The organism is Bradyrhizobium sp. Kon69 (genome assembly GCF_055807515.1).
Genome location: NZ_JBVVOS010000014.1, coordinates 172,140 through 191,043, shown reverse-complemented (window position 1 = coordinate 191,043; position 18,904 = coordinate 172,140). Strand labels below are relative to the sequence as shown.

Sequence of the window (18,904 nt, the reverse complement as noted above, 5' to 3'; positions counted from 1 at the left end):
GTGTGCTGCGCGCTCGTGCTGCCTAACCGCAAATTACTTACGCCTTCAACGTCTCCAGAAAACGCACCGGCTCACCTTGCGCGGCCGTCACGAGCTCGCCCTGCCACATCACACGGCGGCCGCGGATGAAGGTGCCGACGGGCCAGCCGGTGACGCGCAACCCGTCATAGGGGGTCCAGCCGGCCTTGGAGGCCACCCATTTGTTGGTGATGGTCTCGCTGCGCTTGAGATCCACGACGGTGAAGTCGGCGTCGTAGCCGGAAGCGATGCGGCCCTTGCAGGCCATATTGTAGAGGCGCGCGGGGCCCGAGCTGGTGAGATCGACGAACCTTGCCAGCGACAGGCGGCCGGCATTGACGTGATCGAGCATGAGCGGCACCAGCGTCTGCACGCCGGTCATGCCGGAGGGCGAGGCCGGATAGGTCTTCTGTTTCTCTTCAAGCGTATGCGGGGCGTGGTCGGAGCCGAGCACATCGATAATGCCCTGCTCGATGCCGCGCCAGATCCCGGCGCGGTGATCGGCGCCGCGCACGGGCGGGTTCATCTGCGCCAGCGTGCCGAGCCGCTCGTAGCATTCGGGCGCGACCAGCGTGAGATGATGCGGCGTCGCCTCGCAGGAGGCGACATCCTTGTGGTCGCGCAAAAATTCGATCTCTTCCTTGGTCGAGATGTGCAGCACGTGGATGCGCTTGCCCGTCTCGTGCGCGAGCTTGACCAGCCGCTGCGTCGCCATCAGCGCCGCGGTCTCATCGCGCCACACCGGGTGCGAGCGCGTGTCGCCCTCGATACGCAGCGATTTGCGGTCGTTGAGGCGGTATTCGTCCTCGGCGTGGAACGCCGCGCGGCGACGGATCACCTGGAAGATGCGGCGCAGGCTTTCGTCGTCTTCCACCAAGAGCGCGCCGGTCGAGGAGCCGATGAACACCTTGACGCCTGCGCAACCCGGCGCACGCTCCAGCACCGGCAGGTCCTGCACGTTCTCGCGGGTACCGCCGATGAAGAAGGCGAAGTCGCAATGCATGCGGTGATGAGCTCGCTTCACCTTGTCGGTGAAGGTGGCCTCCGTCACGGTCAATGGCGAGGTGTTCGGCATCTCGAACACGGCGGTGACGCCGCCCATCACGGCGCTGCGCGAGCCGGTCGCGAGGTCTTCCTTCTGCTCCAGCCCGGGCTCGCGGAAATGCACCTGCGTGTCCATCACGCCGGGCAGGATGTGCAGGCCCTTGCAGTCGATCACCTCCGCGGCGGAAGCCTGCGACAGCGCGCCCATCTCGGCAATGCGGCCGTTGACGACGCCGATATCGCGGGCTCCCTCGCCGTCCTGGTTGACGACAGTGCCGCCCTTGAGGATCACGTCGAAACGCTGGGTCATGGCTGAAGGCCCCTCTCGTCCCCAAGCGCAGGGCTTGAGGTCTTGTCGTTTTTGCCTTGCGGGCTTACGTTCCGGAGCAACATGTCGCAAGAGATTTTCGTATGAAATCAGCGTTTCTTCCGGACCGGGGCGTGATCAAGGTCGCGGGCGAGGATGCGCGCAACTTCCTCAATGGCCTCGTCACGACCGACATCGACAAGCTGAAGCCGGGCCTGGGCCGATTCGGCGCGCTGCTGACGCCGCAGGGCAAGATCATCGTGGATTTCCTGATCACGGAAGCGCCTGCCGGCCATGGCGGCGGGTTCCTGATCGATTGCCCGAAGCCGCTTGCCGACGGCCTCGCCACCAAGCTGAAATTCTACAAGCTGCGCGCCAAGGTCACGGTGGAAAACCTGTCCGAGGATCTCGGCGTGCTCGCGGCCTGGGCCGGCAAGCCCGCGGCCCAGCCCGACCTCGCCTTTGCCGATCCGCGCAATGAAGACCTCGGTACCCGCATCCTGATCCCCGAAGATCTCAAACAGAAGCTGTCCGATCTGATCGGCGCCGAGCTCGTCGACGCCGCCGCATACGAGGCCCACCGCATCGCGCTCGGCGTGCCGCGCGGCGGGCTCGATTTCACGTACAGCGATGCGTTCCCGCACGAGACCAACATGGATCGCCTTTCCGGCGTCGATTTCGACAAGGGCTGCTATGTCGGCCAGGAGGTCGTCTCGCGCATGCAGCATCGCGGCACCGCGCGAACCCGCAGCGTCAAGGTGCTGCTCGAGGACTCCTCGCCTGAGCCCGGCGTCAGCATTCTCGCCGGCGACAAGCCGGTCGGCACAATGGGCTCGTCGGCGCAGGGCAAGGGTATCGCGCTGGTGCGCATCGACCGCGTCGCTGATGCGCTCGATGCAGGACAGGCGCTGACTGCCGGTGGCCTCGCTGTGAGGCTTGCGGAACCAGACGTCGTGCGCATTCCAACGAAGCAACCCATCGCATGAGCCGTGCTCCCCGCCTGCATCCCGACGGAAAGACGCGTTGCCCCTGGCCCGGCGAAGATCCGCTCTACGTCGCCTATCACGACACTGAATGGGGCGTGCCGGAATATGACGACCGCGCGCTCTATGAGAAGCTGATCCTCGACGGTTTCCAAGCCGGCCTGTCCTGGATCACCATCCTGCGCAAGCGCGACAATTTTCGCAAAGCCTTCGACGATTTCCAGCCGGAAAAGATCGCACGCTACAACGAGAAGAAAGTTCACGCGCTGATGAACGATGCCGGCATCGTGCGCAACAATGCCAAGATCGACGGCGCGATATCAAGCGCGAAATCCTATCTCGACATCATGGAGAGGGGCCCCGGCTTCTCGAAATTCCTGTGGGACTTCATGGACGGAAGGCCCAAGGTCAATCATTTCAAGACCACCGCGAGCGTACCGGCCTCGACGCCGCTCTCCATGCAGATCTCCAAGGAGCTGTCCTCGCGCGGCTTCAAGTTCGTCGGCCCGACGATCGTCTATGCCTTCATGGAGGCGACCGGCATGGTCAACGATCATCTCGTCGACTGCCATTGTCACGCGAGCTGCGGCAAGACGCAGCGCAAGCCCCGCCTCAAGGCCAAATGAGCGCGAAGAAGACCGAACGCGGCGCCGACACCCGCGCCTGGCAACGCATGCTGTCGGGCCGGCGGCTCGATTTGCTCGATCCCTCCCCGCTCGACATCGAGATCGCCGACGTCGCACATGGGCTGGCGCGTGTCGCCCGCTGGAACGGCCAGACCATTGGCGCGCACATCTTCTCGGTCGCGCAGCACACGCTGCTGGTCGAAACCGTGATGCGGCACGAGAACCCGCGCGTGGATCAGCGCATGCGGCTTGCGGCGATGCTGCATGACGCACCCGAATATGTGATCGGCGACATGATCTCGCCGTTCAAGGCCGTGCTCGACGGTCATTACAAGGCGGTCGAGAAGCGCCTGCTCGGCGCCATCCACATCCGCTTTGGCCTGCCGCCGGTACTGCCGGAGGAGATCACGCTGGCGATCAAGGCCGCCGATCGCGGCGCGGCCTATCTGGAGGCGACGACGCTGGCCGGCTTCAGCGAGAGCGAGGCCAGGCGCCTGTTCGGCAAGGATCCCGGCCTCTCCGACAGCGTCCGGCGCGACTATCTCACCCCCTGGACGGCTGCCCGGGCCGAGAAGCAGTTTCTGGAGCGGTTTGGCGCCCTGTTTGCGTAGGTCCTGCAGGGCGGGCAAAGGGCCCTTGCGCCGCCCCCAACTGATTTTGCGCAATGAGACGAAAGTGGTGGGTACGCTTCGCTTTGCCCACCCCGCCAACGCTCGCTATAATCTGCGGAAAAAGGTCCGCCATGATCCACGTCTGTTCCCTCGCCGCCCTTCCCGAAACCGTCCGCCTCACCAAGGCCAGCCACGTGCTGACCGTGATGGCCAATGTCGAGCAGGTGGCCCGGCCGGTCTCGGTGCTGCCGGCCAACCATCTCAGGGTGTCGATGGACGATATCACCGAGGAGATGGACGGCTTCGTCGCGCCATCGGAAACGCATATCGAGCAGGTGCTGAACTTCGTGCGCGGCTGGGACCGCGACGCGCCGCTGGTGGTGCATTGCTATGCCGGCATCAGCCGCTCCACCGCGAGCGCCTTTGCCGCCGTGTGCGCACTCAATCCGGATCGCGACGAGACCGAGATCGCGAAGAAGATCCGGGCAGCTTCCCCGATCGCCTCGCCGAACCGCCGCATCGTCGGTCTTGCCGACCGTGCGCTGGGGCGCAACGGCCGCATGCTGCGCGCACTCGACGAGATGGGCCCAGGCGCGATGATGGTCGAGGGCCGCCCTTTCGTGATCGAGCTCGAATGACAGTTGCGCACCACAGCACAGGTGCGCTCCCTCTCCCGCTTGCGGGAGAGGGGTGGGGAGAGGGTATCTCCGCATCGGGACAGTCCCCTAGAGGAGAAAGCCCTCACCCGGCGCTGCGCGCCGACCTCTCCCGCAAGCGGGAGAGATTACAGCGAGCCCGCGGCGAGACCGACTCAAACAATTGGTATACCTATCTCATCACTCACGCGACCGCCGTCGCATGAGCGAAAAGCTGCTGACGCCGATCGAGATCGGCCTGACTGCCGCGATCGTCGCGATCGAGAATCATGAGCCACTGATCCTCACCGCGCGCGACAGTGACGGACTGGCGGGCCTGCCGTTCGGCCCGTTCGATGCGCCGAGCCATCGCACTTTCGAGATCGGCCTGCGGGCCTGGGTCGAGCAACAGACGGGGCTGCGGCTCGGCTATGTCGAACAGCTCTACACGTTCGGCGATCGCGGCCGGCATGCCGAGGCCGGCGACACCGGCGCGCACATGGTGTCGATCGGCTATCTCGCACTGACACGCGCTATCGGCGGCGAACTGGCAGCCACGAGTGCGAGCTTCGCGCCATGGTATCGCTTCCTGCCTTGGGAGGACCGGCGCGAGGGCCCGCCTGCGATCATCGCGGACGACATCATCCCGGCATTGACGGAGTGGGCCGAAGAGGAGACGCCGGAGACGACGCGCGCATTGCCGCGCAAGGATCGGGTGCGGTTCTATTTCGGTCTCGACGGCGCGTCCTGGGACGAGGAGCGCGTGCTCGACCGCTACGAGCTCCTGTACGAGGCCGGGCTGGTCGAAGAAGCGCGGCGTGACGGTCGCCCTGCGGCATTAGCGCGCAAGGCACTGCCCGCGCTCGGCACGTCCATGCGCTTCGACCACCGCCGGATTCTTGCGACAGCGATCGCGCGGCTGCGTGCCAAACTGAAGTATCGTCCTGTGGTCTTTGAACTTTTGCCCGCCGAGTTCACACTCACGGAATTGCAGTATACGGTGGAGGCGATCTCCGGCCGACACCTGCACAAACAAAATTTCCGCCGCTTGGTCGAAATGGAAGCCCTGGTCGAACCGACCGGGGTGATGTCGACACAGACGGGCGGACGTCCGGCGGCGCTCTACCGCTTCCGTCGCGACGTGCTCCAGGAGCGGCCCGCGCCGGGCTTGCGCGTACGCTCCCGGCGCTAACCCGAGATATGTGTGATCGGCCCCTGCCCGCCGATTGCCTGGAGGCTTTATGTCTGACGGCCCGTTTGACGTCTTCGCGCTGATCATCGCGGTCATCGCTTTCATCATCGCGATCAAGGCCTCCAGCCAGGCGGCTGAGCTGCGACGACGGCTGAGCTCGCTCGAAGAGACGTTCCGCGCGCAACGGCCCGTGCAGCCGCCGCGGATCCCGGCAGATGTGTGGGCTGAAGCGTCCGCGACGACTTCCGCAGCGCCGCCGCCGCTTGTGCCCCACGCCGAAGCGGAAGCCGAAGCGGAAGCCGAGGCGCCGCCCCCGCTCGTCACCGAGGATGTTTCACCGCCCCCGCTCGCAGCGAGCACCGGGGCCGACGCGACGCCGCCGCTGCCCGCACCCGCGCCCGGCTTCGAGGAACGGCTCGGCACGCGCTGGGTGGTGTGGATCGGCGGCCTTGCGCTCGCGCTCGGCGGCTTCTTCATGGTGCGCTATTCGATCGAGGCCGGCCTCGTCGGCCCCGGCGTGCGCGTGTTCCTTGGCGGCGTATTCGCGCTGGCGCTGCTGGGGGCCGGCGAATGGTCACGCCGCAAAGAGAGCATCTCCAATATCGCCGCGTTGCCGATCGCCAACATTCCCGCGATCCTCACCGCGGCCGGCACGGCGGTGGCGTTTGCGACCATCTACGCGGCTTACGCGCTCTATGGCTTCGTCGTGCCCGCGACCGCCTTCGTGCTGCTCGGCCTCGTCGCGCTCGGCACGTTGGCCGCGGCGCTCTTGCACGGGCCCGCGCTCGCGGGCCTCGGCGTGGTCGGCGCGTTCGTGACGCCGATCCTCGTCTCCAGCGACAAGCCGGACTATTGGGCGCTCTACATTTATCTCGCGATCGTCACCGCCGCGAGCTTCGGCCTCGCCCGTATCCGGCTGTGGCGCTGGCTTGCAGTCACCACCATCGCCTTTGCCGTGCTCTGGATCTTTCCGGGTCTCGACACCAGCGACTTGCAGGTCGCGCCGCACGCTTTCCATGTGATCGCGGGCTTCGTTCTTGCCGCTCTTCTCGTCGTCTGCGGCTTCATGTTCGGCCCGACGATCGAGGACGGCGAGATCGAACCGGTCTCGTCCGGCTCGCTCGGTGCCTATCTGTTCGGCGCGATGCTGATCGTGCTGTCGAGCGCGCATGCGGACCTCGCGCTGATCGCCTTCGCGCTGCTGGTCGGCGCGACGCTGCTTGTCGCCTGGCGCGCGCCGGCGGCCACCGGCGCGCTCGGCGCGGCGGCCGCAACCGTCTTCGTCGTGTTCGCCGAATGGGCGGTGCGCGCCAATCCCGACATGCTGGTGCTGCCGGGCGGCCCCATCGCCGGCATCGCACCGACGGCGATCGACAGTGCGGTGACACTGCATCTGGTGATGGCGGCGATCTTCGCCGCCGGCTTCGGCATCGCGGGCTTCCTCGCGCAGGGCCGTTCGAACTCGGCGATCATTCCGGTGGTGTGGTCGGTCGCCGGTGTCGCGACGCCGATCGCGATCCTGGTCGCGCTCTACGCACGGATCGCGCATCTCGACCGCTCGATTCCGTTCGCCATCCTCGCGGTGCTGCTCGCCGCCGCCTTTGGCGCTGCCACCGAAGCCCTTGCGCGCCGCGAGTCCCGGCCGGGCGCCATGATCTCCACGGCCTTGTTCGCGACCGGCACGCTCGGTGCGTTGGCGCTGGCGCTGACGTTTGCACTGGAGAAGGGCTGGCTCACGATCGCACTGGCGCTGATGTCGCTCGGCACCGCCTGGATCTCGATGCAGCGGCCGATCCCGTTCCTGCGCTGGCTGGCCGCGATCTTCGCAGGCCTCGTCACCGCCCGGATCGGCTACGATCCGCGCATCGTCGGCGACGCCGTCGGAACCACGCCGATCTTCAACTGGCTGTTGTGGGGCTACGGCCTGCCGGCGGCATCGTTCTGGGCGGCGAGCCTGTTCCTGCGCCGCCGCGGCGACGACGCCCCTCTGCGCATGGTCGAGAGCGCCGCGATCCTGTTCACCGCGCTGCTCGCCTTCATGGAGATCCGCCATTTTGCGACCGGCGGCGACGTGACGTCGGCACCGTCGCTGCTCGAATGCGCGCTGCAGGTCTGCGTCATGCTCGCCATGGCGATCGGGTTGGAGCGTCTGCGGCAGCGCAGCCGCAGCATCGTGCACAATGTCGGCGCGGTCGTGCTCACGGCAATCGCTGGGCTCGTCGGCGTGTTCGGCCTCTTGATCCTGGAGAATCCGCTGCTGCGGCGCACCGACGTTGGCGGCGCCGTGTTCAACCTGCTGCTGCTCGGCTACGCGCTGCCGGCGGTGCTGATGCTGCTGCTGTCCTATGCCGTGGCTGGCGAACGCGGCAAGGCCTACGCCAACACGATTGCGGGCGGCGCACTGCTGTTCGCGCTGACCTATGTTACGCTGGAGATCCGCCGCTTCTATCACGGCCCGATCCTCTCCGCCGGGGCGACGACGGGCGCCGAGCAATATACCTATTCGATCGGCTGGCTCGGCTTCGGCGTGGTGCTGCTCGGCGTCGGCATTCTCGTCAATTCCGAGCGGGCGCGACTGGCGTCGGCCGTCGTGATCGCGCTGACGATCCTGAAGGCCTTCGTCATCGACATGTCGACGCTGACGGGCGTCTACCGCGCGCTGTCGTTCATGTGCCTCGGCATCGTGCTGGTCGCGATCGGCTGGCTCTACCAGCGTATCCTGTTCCGGCGGCAGGTCGCACCGCCGCCGGCTCCGCAGACGAGCATTTGAGGATCAGGCCGCGCGAACCGATTCCAGGAATTGCGCGACCTCGACCTTGAGACGGGTGCTGTCCGTCGCCAGCGATTTCGCCGCCGACAGCACCTCGTTCGAGGCCTCGCCGGTCTCGATCGCACCGCGCTGCACGTCGGTGATGTTCGACGAGACCTCCTGCGTGCCGACCGAGGCCTGCTGCACGTTACGCGAGATTTCCTGCGTCGCCGCGCCCTGCTCCTCGACGGCGGCGGCAATGGCCGCAGCCACCTCGGACAGCCGCTCGATGGTGCCGCCGATCTCCTGGATGGCACTGACTGATTCCTGCGTCGCTGCCTGGATGCCCGAGACCTGCGCCCCGATCTCACCGGTCGCCTTTGCCGTCTGCTCGGCCAGCGCCTTGACCTCGGAGGCGACGACCGCGAATCCGCGGCCCGCTTCGCCGGCACGCGCGGCCTCGATGGTCGCGTTCAGCGCCAGCAGATTGGTCTGCCCTGCGATGGTGTTGATGAGCTCGACGACATCGCCGATGCGGGACGCCGCCTGCGACAGTGCGTTGACGCGGTCGTTGGTCCGCGCCGCCTGCTCGACGGCCTCCGCCGCCATCCGCGCCGAATCCTGCACGCGGCGGCTGATCTCGGTGATGGAAGACGACAGCTCCTCGGAAGCGGATGCCACCGCCTGGACGTTGGTCGAGGCTTCCTCGGAGGCGGCTGCGACGACGGTCGCGAGTTCCTGTCCGCGCTGCGCGGTGTTGGTCAGCGTCGAGGCGGAGGCCTCGAGCTCGGTCGAGGCCGAGGACACGGTCCCGACCACCTCGCCGATCATGGCTTCGAACTTGCGGGTGATGGCGTCGACGCGGCGGCCGCGTTCGATCTTGGCTTCGGCGTCGCGCGCAGCGGCCTCGTCGGCGGCTTTCTTGGCGATCAGCGCCTCCTTGAAGATCTGCAGCGCATCCGCCATCGATCCTATCTCGGTCTTCTCGCCGCGATGCGGCACGTCGGCCGAAAGGTCGCCCTCGCCGAGCGACTGCATCGGGCGGATGATTGAGGCAATGCCACGGGAAACGTCGCGCACGAGATAATAGGCGGCGCCGATCGCGATCACGACCGAGAACACGATGATGCCGACCAGCACGCGGAAGATCATGGCGTAGCTGTCGGCGGCCTGCTTGGTCTCCAGCTCGGCGCCGCGATTGTTCATCTCGATGCCCTTCTGAAGCAGAGGGTCGGCGGCCTGGGCCATCTTCGCGACCTTGGTCTGCAACAACTCGTTGGCGTCGGCCGGGAAATGGCCAATACCCTTGCGCGACAGGGCCATCACGTCCTGCACGCCGTTCAGATACTCGGCCCACGCCGTGCTCCATTGCCCATAGAGCGAGCGCTCGTCGGCGGAGGTGATCAGCGGCTCGTAGACCTTGCGCGTCTGGTCGATGCGCGCCCGGAGCGAGGCGAGGCGCTTCTCGGCGGCGTCCTTGCCCTCAACGGTGTCCTGCATCAGATGCAGACGCAGCGCGACGCGCAGCTCGTTGATGTCGGCGCGAAGCGAGCCGAGCGCGCGCACGCTGGGCAGCCAGCTCTCCGCGATCTCGACCGTATGGGAATTGATGTTCTGCATGGTGCCGATCGCCGTCACGCCGACTCCGGCGAGCGAAAGAACGAGGACCGACAGCACGGCCAGAAGCTTGAAGACGATGGACAATTTCGACATCACGACAAATCCCGATGTTACCTGACAACGCGCAAATCACCTGCGCCGTGATCGCCACGACGGTGGCGAGACGGATGTCAGTTCAACAATGCTGGCTGGTTCTTATCCCGTGAGATTGCACACATAATCGCAAGCAGGCGTTAACAGGGACCTACGTAAAATTACGGGACACTTCCGACAGTCGTTATTTCACATGCAACCATCTGTTGCAGCTCACAGCCACCTCATGCTGCCACGCGCAGCCGGTCCGCTTGCGCCGCAACATGCGACCGATGCTGCGGCTGTCACGCCGCCCGTACCGATTCCAGGAAGCGCGCGACCTCGCTCTTCAACCGGTTGCTCTCCTGCGAGAGCGATTGCGCTGCCGAATGCACCTGCGCCGAGGCAGCTCCGGTTTCGCCTGCCCCGCGCTGGACGTGGCCGATGTTCGCCGAGACTTCGGAGGTGCCATTCGCGGCGTGCTGGATATTGCGGGAGATCTCCTGCGTGGCGGCGCCCTGCTCCTCGACCGCGGCGGCAATGGTCGACGAGATCTCCGACATCCGCGCGATGGTGTCGCCGATCTCCTTGATCGCCCCGGCCGAGTCTTGCGTTGCGGTCTGGATCGCACCGATGTGCTGGCTGATCTCGCCGGTCGCTTTCGCAGTCTGCTCGGCGAGCGCCTTCACTTCGGTCGCGACCACGGCAAAACCCTTGCCGGCTTCGCCCGCCCGCGCCGCTTCGATCGTCGCGTTGAGCGCCAGCAGATTGGTCTGGCTGGCGATGGTGTTGATCAGCTCGACCACGTCCCCAATGCGGGAGGCGGCCTTGGTCAGCTCGGCGACGCGCGCATTGGTGCGCTGGGCTTGTTCGACGGCGACATCGGCGACACGCGCCGATTCCTGCACCTGACGGCTGATCTCGGAGATCGAGGAGGTCATTTCCTCGCTCGCTGAAGACACCGACTGCACGTTCGCGGAGGCCTCTTCGGAGGCGGCCGCCACGACGGTGGCAAGCCCGTTGCCGCGCTCGGCGGTCTGCGTCAGCGTGTTCGAGGACGCCTCCAGCTCGGTTGCCGCCGACGAAACAGTATCGATGATCTCGCCGACGGCGCCTTCGAAATTATCGGCGAGCCGGTGCATGTCGGCCTTGCGCTGCTGGCGCCCGCGTGCCTCGGCTTCGATCTGCTCGGTGCGCAGCCGCTCGGCTTCCGCCATGTTGGTCCTGAACACCTCGACGGCACCGGCCATCTCGCCGATCTCGTCCCTGCGCCCGATGCCGGGAACGGAAATCGAAAGCTCGCCGCGCGCAAGCCGCGTCATCGCCCCGACCATGCCGGCAAGCGCCTTCGAGATCGAACGCCCCAGAAGGAAGCCGACCGCGGCGAGGACGACGACGGTAACGCCGAAGGCGACCGCCATCCACAGCCGCACGGAATCGCGGGTTGCAGCCTCTGCAGCTTCGGCTTTCCTGTAGAGGTCTTCGACTGTGTTGCGCACCTCGATCATGCCCGGTTCCAACCCACGGAAGGTTTTCATCATGCTGGCGTCGAGGGCCGCAGTTTGCTGCGCGGTCTCAACCCAGGACGCGAACTCGGACTGGTATTTCTGCAGCTTGGCTGTGATGTCGTTCATCACGGCCGTAGGGACTGCGACGACCTCTATCGCCTTGGAGAATTCGGCTGCGGCCTTCTTCATCTCGGCGATGTATTTTGGATCGCGCCGCAGCATGAAGTCCTTCTCATGCCGGCGCATCATCAGCATCCAGCTCGTGCTCCTGGGATCGTCGATCTCCTTGAGCTTGGCTTCGATGTCGTGCACCGCGGCGCGGAGCGAGCCGGATAGGCCCAGCGTCTCGTTCAGGCCGAGCCGGGTCTCCGCGGCCACCAATTTGCCGAAGTCCGAGGCGTATCGCTTGAAGTCGTCCTGGGCCTGCTTCATCCGGTCGGACAGCGCGCTCATGCCGCCGGCCGCCATCAGACGCTCGATTTCTTCGAAATCGCGATTGATCGGCCCGATCAACTCCGCGTGGGCCTTGGCGTAGCTCTCGTTGCGGCGCTGCTGAAAATTCTTCTCGTTGCGGCGCGCCTCCAGCATCTCGATCGAGAGCTGCTTGTCGAGATCCGCAATCGCGCGAGCCCGGTTGGCAACGTCGCGCGAGGCGTCCTGGGAGAGACTGCCCATCTCATAGATCGCGCCGAAGGCGACGAGACCCAACAATCCGAACAGTCCGATCGCCATGACCTTATGGGTGAGGCGAATGGAAGGGCCACTCATGGGATGTGCTCCAATACGATGGATACGCAATGCAAGGAGGGCGACTCGGCACCCGGAATATTGCGGAGATCATGACTGAATCGGTTTTCCGGAAGGTTAACCGTGCGGCTCTTCGCACCGCGGCATCCAGCTGCGAACGCATGCGAGCCACCGGGCGTCTTCGCACGGCGGTTGCAGTCGGTCGATGACGGCGGCCGCGTCACGCTGCGCGCACGGTATCGAGGAAGTTGCCGACCTCGAGCTTGAGGCGGTTGCTGTCGCCTGACAGCGACTGCGCCGCCGCCAGCACTTGCGACGACGCCGAGCCGGTCTCGCTCGCCCCGCGCTGCACGTCGGTGATGTTGGACGAGACCTGATGGGTGCCTTCCGCCGCCTGCTGCACGTTGCGCGAGATTTCCTGCGTCGCCGCGCCCTGCTCTTCCACGGCAGCCGCGATGGTGGAGGAAATCTCCGAGAGCTTCTCGATAGTGCCGCTGATGTCCTTGATTGCGCCGACCGAATGCTCGGTCGCGGTCTGGATGCTGGCGATCTGCTGCCCGATCTCGCCGGTGGCCTTCGCGGTCTGTTCGGCGAGTGCCTTGACCTCGGAGGCGACGACCGCAAAGCCGCGACCGGCTTCGCCGGCGCGCGCGGCCTCGATGGTCGCGTTGAGCGCCAGGAGATTGGTCTGACCTGCGATAGTGTTGATCAGCTCGACCACGTCGCCGATCCGCGTCGCCGCCCTGGACAATTCGCTGACACGCTCGCTGGTGACACGCGCCTGGCCGACAGCTTCGTTGGCCACGCGGGCCGATTCCTGGACCTGCCTGCTGATCTCGGTGATAGAAGACGACAGCTCCTCGGTCGCCGACGCCACCGCCTGCACGTTGGTGGACGCCTCCTCGGAGGCCGCAGCAACCATGGTCGTGAGCTGCTGCCCGCGCTCCGCGGTCGATGTGAGCGTCGACGCCGAGGCTTCGAGCTCGGTCGCTGCCGAGGACACGGTGTCGACGATCTCCCCGATCGCGGCTTCGAAGCCGTCGGCCAGCTTCCGCATCTCCGCCTTGCGCTGCTCGGCTGCCCGCCGCTCGGCCGCAACGTGATCGCCGCGCATGCGTTCGACTTCGAGGCCGTTTTGCTTGAAGACTTCAACGGTCCGCGCCATCTCGCCGACCTCGTCACCTCGGCGGGTGCCTGGCACGACCGTCGTGAAGTCGCCATTGGCGAGCCCACCCATCGCAATCGAAATGGCTGAAAGCGGCTTGAGGATCCGGCCAAAGGTGATCCAGAAACTGAGGCCAGCGAGCATCACCGAGGCGCAGAGCAACACGACCGTGAAAGCGAAATTACGAGTGCTGCCTTCTGCCTGCATCGTGGCTTCGCGGTCAGCGGCCGCGCCGATGGCTTCACCGAGCTTCAGCACCGCATTGATGCCGGCGGTGGCCCGCGTGAAGTACTCGGGTCCCGTGATCTTGTAGTCCCCGGCTTCGCCACCGGCGAGCACAAGCGCCCGCGTTTCACCGTAGGCTCCAAAATAGGACTTCTCGACCTCCGTCATCGCCTCGCCTATCTGCACGGCGAGGTCCGCGCGCAGCCGCACCGGCAATACCGTGTCCCATGCGAGTTCGACCTTGGCCCGCAGCGCCGAAAGGCGCTCATAGCCCTCCATCCCGAGCTTCGCGCGCGCACCGACGACCCCAGCGAGCAGGGCCCGCTCCCTTCCGGCATTCTCGGCCATCTGAGCTGTCAGATGTCGCAAGCCGATGAGCTGGGCCAGCCTTGCCACAGGCGGGCTGGTGAGCGTCTCGAGCGTCAGCCTCAAGCGGTTGCTCGCGACGTCGATCACCTCCGTAATTGTTGGCGCGAAGCCATCTACGAGGTCAGCCTCGCGTTCGACGCGCGGGCGCGACATTCCCGCGTCGGCTTTCTCACGCAAGAGACGCAGCGCCTCGAATTTCGCCGCGGCGTCCGCAATTTGTCTTTGCCCCGCTGTCATTTCGGGAATCGCGCTGATATCGAGGACGGCTTGGCGAAAGGCCTCGTCGGCCGTCGCGCGCGCCTTTGCGATTTCGGCACGGCGCTCGGCGCTGACGACATCAGGAGACTTCAGCACGGCGTTGGTCAGCCCGCGTTCAATGGCCCAATGTCCTGCGCTGCGCAGCAGCAGATGGGCAACTGCATTGACCTTCAGGAATGCCTCGGACTCTCGCCGCTTGAGGATGGCCTCATAGGCGATGAATCCAGCCGAGGCCAACCCCAGCAAGACCAGGGCAGAGATGATGATCGGCAAGATCGTGCCGATCCGAACATTTCCAAGCCGACTCCACGCGCTGACGGCCTGAGTTCGGACCTGCTGATGATGAGCAGGGCTCAACATGCTACGTTTCCCCCAAAGGAAACACGCAGCCAAGTCCTTGCCGGCTGCATGGACGTTGATCGCCCTTGCCGGAGAATCTAGTCCTCGAGCTTCGCATTCTGGTTAACGGGGGGGGGCCCGGAGAAATACTGGGATTTCAGCCCAAATAATTGAAATGGAAGAGATAATTTCGCGAGCAAGTTGTAAATTTCAGCTTGAGGTCGCCACTGTTTACTTTTGCAGCCGACGTTCGCCGAAGGCATGCGCGAGACGTTCGCGGCGACGATCGGATGCAAAAACGCCCCGCCTAAGGAGGCAGGGCGTCTTCCGAACTGTCTGGAACGAGGTTCTTAGGCGGCGCGCACGGAATCGAGGAACTTGCCGACCTCGAGCTTGAGGCGGTTGCTGTCGCCGGACAGCGACTGCGCTGCTGCCAGCACTTGCGAGGATGCCGATCCAGTTTCGCCCGCACCGCGCTGCACGTCGGTGATGTTGGACGACACTTGATGGGTACCTTCCGCCGCCTGCTGCACGTTGCGCGAGATCTCCTGCGTCGCCGCGCCCTGCTCTTCGACGGCCGCAGCGATCGTGGATGATATCTCGGACAGCTTTTCGATGGTGTTGCTGATGGCGCTGATCGCGCTGACCGAGTCCTGCGTCGCGGCCTGAATGCCGGAAATCTGCTGGCCGATCTCGCCGGTCGCCTTCGCAGTCTGCTCGGCAAGCGCCTTGACTTCGGAGGCGACGACGGCAAAGCCGCGGCCGGCCTCGCCGGCGCGCGCGGCCTCGATGGTGGCATTGAGCGCCAGCAGGTTGGTCTGGCCGGCGATGGTGTTGATCAGCTCGACCACGTCGCCAATGCGAGCCGCCGCCTTGGACAATTCGCCGACACGGTCGGTCGTGGTTCGGGCCTGGGTCACCGCCTCGCTCGCGACCCGCGCCGATTCCTGCACCTGGCGGCTGATCTCGGTGATCGAGGACGACAGCTCTTCGGTCGCGGAGGCAACCGACTGCACGTTGGTCGACGCCTCCTCGGAGGCCGCAGCCACAACTATCGTCAGTTCCTGTGCCCGCTCCGCCGTCGAAGTCAACGTCGAGGCCGAAGCCTCGAGCTCCGTCGCGGCCGAGGAGACGGTATCGACGATCTCGCCGACGGCGCCTTCGAAACTATCGGCAAGCCTGCGCATATCGGCCTTGCGCTGCTCGGCCGCCACCTGGTCCTGCCGCATCTTGGCTTCCGCTTCCCCGCGCGCCTTCTGCTCCGATACGACCTTGAATTTCTCGACAGCCGCAGCGACGCCGCCGACCTCGTCCTTGCGGCCGAGACCCGGCAGGACAACAGAGAAGTCACCACCAGCGAGCTTGTCCATGGCAACCGTGAGCGCGCGGATCGGCCGCGCGATGGTCAGGAAGGACATCAGCCACGAACCAATGAGAACGAGCACGGCGCACGCGCCGACCACCATGCCGAGACGCTCGCTCGCGGCCATCTCCTGTGCCGCGGCCGCGATTTCTTCGTCGCCTTTGTGCTTGGCGAAATCGGCAATCTCGCTGGTCAAATTATCCAGCTGCGTAGCGAGCGGCAGCGTCACCTCACGGATGTGGCGCGCGCCTTCCTCGGAAATCTTGGCGGCGCGGACCGGGTCCGTGGCCGCAACGGCAATGGCCTCGCTGCGAACAGAGGCGTTCTGCTGCGCGCCCTTCAGGTAATCGGCGGACGTAGACTTGAGCTTCTCCATCCGCGCGCGATTTTCCGGTGAGTGCGCCAATCTGAGCATGGAATCGACGACGCCGTTCAGCGCTTTCGACCGCTCCAGCAGAGTCTCGCTCGCCTTTTGCAAGTCACCCTGATTGTTGGCGAGACGCATGTCCCGTACGGCGAGCTGCATGCCGCGTATCCCAAGCTTGGCTTCGGTGGCCTCGCGCACCAATTCCTGCTGCGCAAGCGCGCCTTGGTTGGAATGACGCACGGTGTTGTTGCCGATGACCTGGCTCGCGATCATGGCGCCGACGAGAACAACGCCGAACACCGAAGCGAGCGCGAGCTTGGTACCGATTTGCAGATTCTGGATGAGTCTCGACATGAGGGCGTTTCCCGGGATTGCGCGGCCAAGTCATTGTCGGCCGCCCTCGGCGTTGATCGCCCTTGCCTAAAAACTGAGCTTCAGGTGTGGTTATCCGGTTAACAACCGTCCCCGGACAAATACCGGACTCACCGGAAAATCCCTTGAAAAATGGCACGGTCCGCGCGCTTAACAGGTTAACCACACGCGGCGGTAGGATGCCCGATTTCTAACCAGTACGACCAAGGGCCTTCTGGCTCTCGCCGATCAGGCTGATCCGGAACACCGGCTCCTTGTTCTCGTCGAGCAGCTCCATGCGCCATTCGGCGTCCTGTTTCAGGCCGCGCGAGATGCCGCCGAGCAAATTGGCACAGACTTCGGTCATCTCGGTCCAGGCCGCAGCGCGATCCTCGAACTCATACGGCTGGTCGGCAGCACCGGAATAGCGGCCCGTGCTGATACGGAAGAAGTACAGCGACATCGTTGAACCCTTTTATCGGGCCGCGCCCCCGGCCGTACGCAAACTGGGGTGCGAACAGCTACCAACGCATGAAAGCCGCCGTCCGTATGACTACGGCGCGGCGGCTTCGTGTTTGACGGCAGCTCTCAACGACAAAGTGCGCGGGCTGTCCCGCGACCCAACTCACTGGGTGGAGCGACGAAGCTCCAGTGGAGCGTCGTCCCTGGCGGGCTCCGATTTGGCTTGCGGCTTCACCGGCTCGAGCCGGCTACTCTCGACACGCGGGGTCTCGACACGCGCGGCGACTTCGGTGTTGGGCGTGCCGACCGAACCCGTGTGTTCCGAAGTGCGCAGCGAGCGTGGCCGCGCCACGGCGCGCGCCATCAGCATCTGGTTGCCGCCCTGGTGATGGAAGTCGCAATAGGCGAAGCCCATCCCCGATACCGATCCGCGGAAACTGCGATCGTCGGTCTTTTCAAGGTTGAAACAGGGCTCGAACGGAATGCCCTTGATGGAGGCGCAGACGTTCTGGCCGCGGATCTGAAGCGTGTTGCCCGGCAGGCGGAGATGTTTCACCGGACCTGCACCCGAGAACTGCACGGCCCCGGCGGCGCCGAGGTCGTCCATGATGCGGCCAGCGCCGCGGGTGCCGTCAAAACAGGTGAAAGCAAACACCTTCCCGGCGACGAAGCGGCGCGCCTCATCGGCGTTCATGCTTCCAGCAATGGCCGGCGCAAGCGTCGCTACCGCCGTGACCGCCCCCAACACAATACGCGCAAGCATGCTCAACTCCGAACCAACCCCGCAGCGGGCTATGCCTTATCTCTTTACCCGCTGCTTACCATACTAACCATGGCGACATTGAAGCAGCATGGTTGGTAAAGTCTGAACGCCGTTAGACAATTTTTACAACGGTGCGACCGCGGACCTGGCCGGCCAGGATTTTTGCGCCCCACTCCGGAACGTCGGAAAGCGGAATTTCGTGAGTGATTTCAGCTAGTTTTGACCGATCCAGATCGGACGCCAAGCGTTGCCAGGCGGCTTTCCGCGGCTCGATCGGACACATCACGGAATCGATGCCGAGAAGGCACACCCCGCGCAAAATGAAGGGTGCGACGGAAGACGGCAGGTCCATGCCGGCCGCCAAGCCGCAGGCCGCGATCGCGCCGCCGTACTTCGTCATCGACAGCAGGTTTGCGAGCGTGGTCGAGCCGACGCTGTCGACGCCACCCGCCCAGCGCTCCTTGGCGATGGGCTTGGCGGCCGCCGACAATTCGTTGCGGTCGATCACCTCGGTCGCGCCGATCTCTTTCAGGTAGTCCGCTTCGGACGAACGGCCGGTGGACGCGATGACATGATAGCCGAGCTTCGACAGCACGGCGGTCGCAACCGAGCCGACGCCGCCCGCCGCGCCCGTCACCACCACCGGACCGCTGTTCGGCGACACTCCATGCTTCTCCAGCGCCAGCACGGACAGCATCGCGGTGAAGCCGGCGGTGCCGATCGCCATGGCGTCGCGCGCCGACAGGCCCTGCGGAAGCGCGACCAGCCACTCGCCTTTCACCCGCGCCTTCTCGGCATAGGCGCCGAGATGGGTCTCGCCCATGCCCCAGCCGGTGCAGACGACCTTGTCGCCCGCCTTCCATTGCGGATGCGAGGACTGCTCAACCGTGCCGGCGAAATCGATGCCGGCAATCATCGGGAAACGGCGCACTACCGGCGCCTTGCCGGTGAGCGCGAGGCCGTCCTTGTAGTTCAACGTCGACCATTCCAGGCGGACGGTGACGTCGCCCTCCATCAGCTCGGCTTCGTCGAACTGCGTGAGCTGCGCGGTGGTGCCCTTGTCCGCCTTGTCGATCCGGATCGCCTTGAACGTCGCCACAGCAAAACTCCCTGACTTGTTTCAGGGGATG

14 protein-coding genes are annotated in these 18,904 nt (G+C 65.3%); 6 read left to right on the top strand and 8 right to left on the bottom strand.

Annotated features, from left to right (window positions below; genetic code table 11):
- Positions 1–37 precede the first annotated feature (37 nt).
- Positions 38–1,372: a dihydroorotase gene (locus AC0L3U_RS20080; protein ID WP_473362917.1), complete on the bottom strand. Its 1,335-nt coding sequence runs from the start codon at positions 1,370–1,372 to the stop codon at positions 38–40.
- 101 nt (positions 1,373–1,473) lie between these two features.
- Between AC0L3U_RS20080 and ygfZ the strand changes: the two genes are divergently transcribed.
- From ygfZ to AC0L3U_RS20050, 6 genes are all read left to right on the top strand, one after another.
- Positions 1,474–2,355, top strand: a complete 882-nt coding sequence (ygfZ, locus tag AC0L3U_RS20075; protein ID WP_473362916.1) for a CAF17-like 4Fe-4S cluster assembly/insertion protein YgfZ — start codon at positions 1,474–1,476, stop codon at positions 2,353–2,355.
- Entirely contained in the window at positions 2,352–2,978 is a 627-nt protein-coding gene (locus tag AC0L3U_RS20070; RefSeq protein ID WP_473362915.1) for a DNA-3-methyladenine glycosylase I, read from the top strand. Before ygfZ ends, AC0L3U_RS20070 begins: the two co-directional genes overlap by 4 nt.
- On the top strand, positions 2,975–3,589 hold the full coding sequence (locus AC0L3U_RS20065) for a YfbR-like 5'-deoxynucleotidase (RefSeq protein ID WP_473362914.1): 615 nt from the start codon (positions 2,975–2,977) through the stop codon (positions 3,587–3,589). The genes AC0L3U_RS20070 and AC0L3U_RS20065 overlap by 4 nt, the downstream gene beginning before the upstream one ends.
- 131 nt (positions 3,590–3,720) lie before the next feature.
- Positions 3,721–4,227: a tyrosine phosphatase family protein gene (locus AC0L3U_RS20060; protein WP_473362913.1), complete on the top strand. Its 507-nt coding sequence runs from the start codon at positions 3,721–3,723 to the stop codon at positions 4,225–4,227.
- A gap of 220 nt (positions 4,228–4,447) precedes the next feature.
- Positions 4,448–5,416, top strand: a complete 969-nt coding sequence (locus tag AC0L3U_RS20055; RefSeq protein ID WP_473362912.1) for an NUDIX hydrolase — start codon at positions 4,448–4,450, stop codon at positions 5,414–5,416.
- Between the two features lie 49 nt (positions 5,417–5,465).
- Positions 5,466–8,186 (top strand): DUF2339 domain-containing protein, encoded by a 2,721-nt coding sequence (locus tag AC0L3U_RS20050; RefSeq protein ID WP_473362911.1) that lies wholly within the window; start codon positions 5,466–5,468, stop codon positions 8,184–8,186.
- 3 nt (positions 8,187–8,189) lie between these two features.
- On the opposite strand, the gene AC0L3U_RS20045 is transcribed toward AC0L3U_RS20050, so the two are convergent.
- The 7 genes from AC0L3U_RS20045 to acuI all read right to left on the bottom strand — a co-directional run bounded on the left by AC0L3U_RS20045 (position 8,190) and on the right by acuI (position 18,873).
- Positions 8,190–9,878 (bottom strand): methyl-accepting chemotaxis protein, encoded by a 1,689-nt coding sequence (locus AC0L3U_RS20045; RefSeq protein WP_473362910.1) that lies wholly within the window; start codon positions 9,876–9,878, stop codon positions 8,190–8,192.
- A 284-nt stretch (positions 9,879–10,162) separates the two neighbouring features.
- Entirely contained in the window at positions 10,163–12,133 is a 1,971-nt protein-coding gene (locus AC0L3U_RS20040; protein ID WP_473362909.1) for a methyl-accepting chemotaxis protein, read from the bottom strand.
- 199 nt (positions 12,134–12,332) lie between these two features.
- Positions 12,333–14,489 (bottom strand): methyl-accepting chemotaxis protein, encoded by a 2,157-nt coding sequence (locus AC0L3U_RS20035; protein ID WP_473362908.1) that lies wholly within the window; start codon positions 14,487–14,489, stop codon positions 12,333–12,335.
- Between the two features lie 329 nt (positions 14,490–14,818).
- On the bottom strand, positions 14,819–16,552 hold the full coding sequence (locus AC0L3U_RS20030) for a methyl-accepting chemotaxis protein (RefSeq protein ID WP_456765554.1): 1,734 nt from the start codon (positions 16,550–16,552) through the stop codon (positions 14,819–14,821).
- 208 nt (positions 16,553–16,760) lie between these two features.
- Positions 16,761–17,012: a DUF6894 family protein gene (locus tag AC0L3U_RS20025; RefSeq protein ID WP_007594936.1), complete on the bottom strand. Its 252-nt coding sequence runs from the start codon at positions 17,010–17,012 to the stop codon at positions 16,761–16,763.
- Between the two features lie 162 nt (positions 17,013–17,174).
- Positions 17,175–17,774 carry a hypothetical protein gene (locus AC0L3U_RS20020; protein WP_473362907.1) on the bottom strand — a complete coding sequence of 200 codons (600 nt, stop codon included), beginning with the start codon at positions 17,772–17,774 and terminating at the stop codon, positions 17,175–17,177.
- A gap of 112 nt (positions 17,775–17,886) precedes the next feature.
- Positions 17,887–18,873: an acrylyl-CoA reductase (NADPH) gene (gene acuI, locus AC0L3U_RS20015; protein WP_473362906.1), complete on the bottom strand. Its 987-nt coding sequence runs from the start codon at positions 18,871–18,873 to the stop codon at positions 17,887–17,889.
- Between the last annotated feature and the right edge of the window lie 31 nt (positions 18,874–18,904).

What these genes read in the sequence shown, in the direction of transcription:
- AC0L3U_RS20080 (WP_473362917.1), bottom strand. Translation starts at nt 1,372, where the DNA reads ATGACCCAGCGTTTCGACGTGATCCTCAAGGGCGGCACTGTCGTCAAC.
- ygfZ (WP_473362916.1), top strand. Translation starts at nt 1,474, where the DNA reads ATGAAATCAGCGTTTCTTCCGGACCGGGGCGTGATCAAGGTCGCGGGC.
- AC0L3U_RS20070 (WP_473362915.1), top strand. Translation starts at nt 2,352, where the DNA reads ATGAGCCGTGCTCCCCGCCTGCATCCCGACGGAAAGACGCGTTGCCCC.
- AC0L3U_RS20065 (WP_473362914.1), top strand. Translation starts at nt 2,975, where the DNA reads ATGAGCGCGAAGAAGACCGAACGCGGCGCCGACACCCGCGCCTGGCAA.
- AC0L3U_RS20060 (WP_473362913.1), top strand. Translation starts at nt 3,721, where the DNA reads ATGATCCACGTCTGTTCCCTCGCCGCCCTTCCCGAAACCGTCCGCCTC.
- AC0L3U_RS20055 (WP_473362912.1), top strand. Translation starts at nt 4,448, where the DNA reads ATGAGCGAAAAGCTGCTGACGCCGATCGAGATCGGCCTGACTGCCGCG.
- AC0L3U_RS20050 (WP_473362911.1), top strand. Translation starts at nt 5,466, where the DNA reads ATGTCTGACGGCCCGTTTGACGTCTTCGCGCTGATCATCGCGGTCATC.
- AC0L3U_RS20045 (WP_473362910.1), bottom strand. Translation starts at nt 9,878, where the DNA reads ATGTCGAAATTGTCCATCGTCTTCAAGCTTCTGGCCGTGCTGTCGGTC.
- AC0L3U_RS20040 (WP_473362909.1), bottom strand. Translation starts at nt 12,133, where the DNA reads ATGAGTGGCCCTTCCATTCGCCTCACCCATAAGGTCATGGCGATCGGA.
- AC0L3U_RS20035 (WP_473362908.1), bottom strand. Translation starts at nt 14,489, where the DNA reads ATGTTGAGCCCTGCTCATCATCAGCAGGTCCGAACTCAGGCCGTCAGC.
- AC0L3U_RS20030 (WP_456765554.1), bottom strand. Translation starts at nt 16,552, where the DNA reads ATGTCGAGACTCATCCAGAATCTGCAAATCGGTACCAAGCTCGCGCTC.
- AC0L3U_RS20025 (WP_007594936.1), bottom strand. Translation starts at nt 17,012, where the DNA reads ATGTCGCTGTACTTCTTCCGTATCAGCACGGGCCGCTATTCCGGTGCT.
- AC0L3U_RS20020 (WP_473362907.1), bottom strand. Translation starts at nt 17,774, where the DNA reads ATGCTTGCGCGTATTGTGTTGGGGGCGGTCACGGCGGTAGCGACGCTT.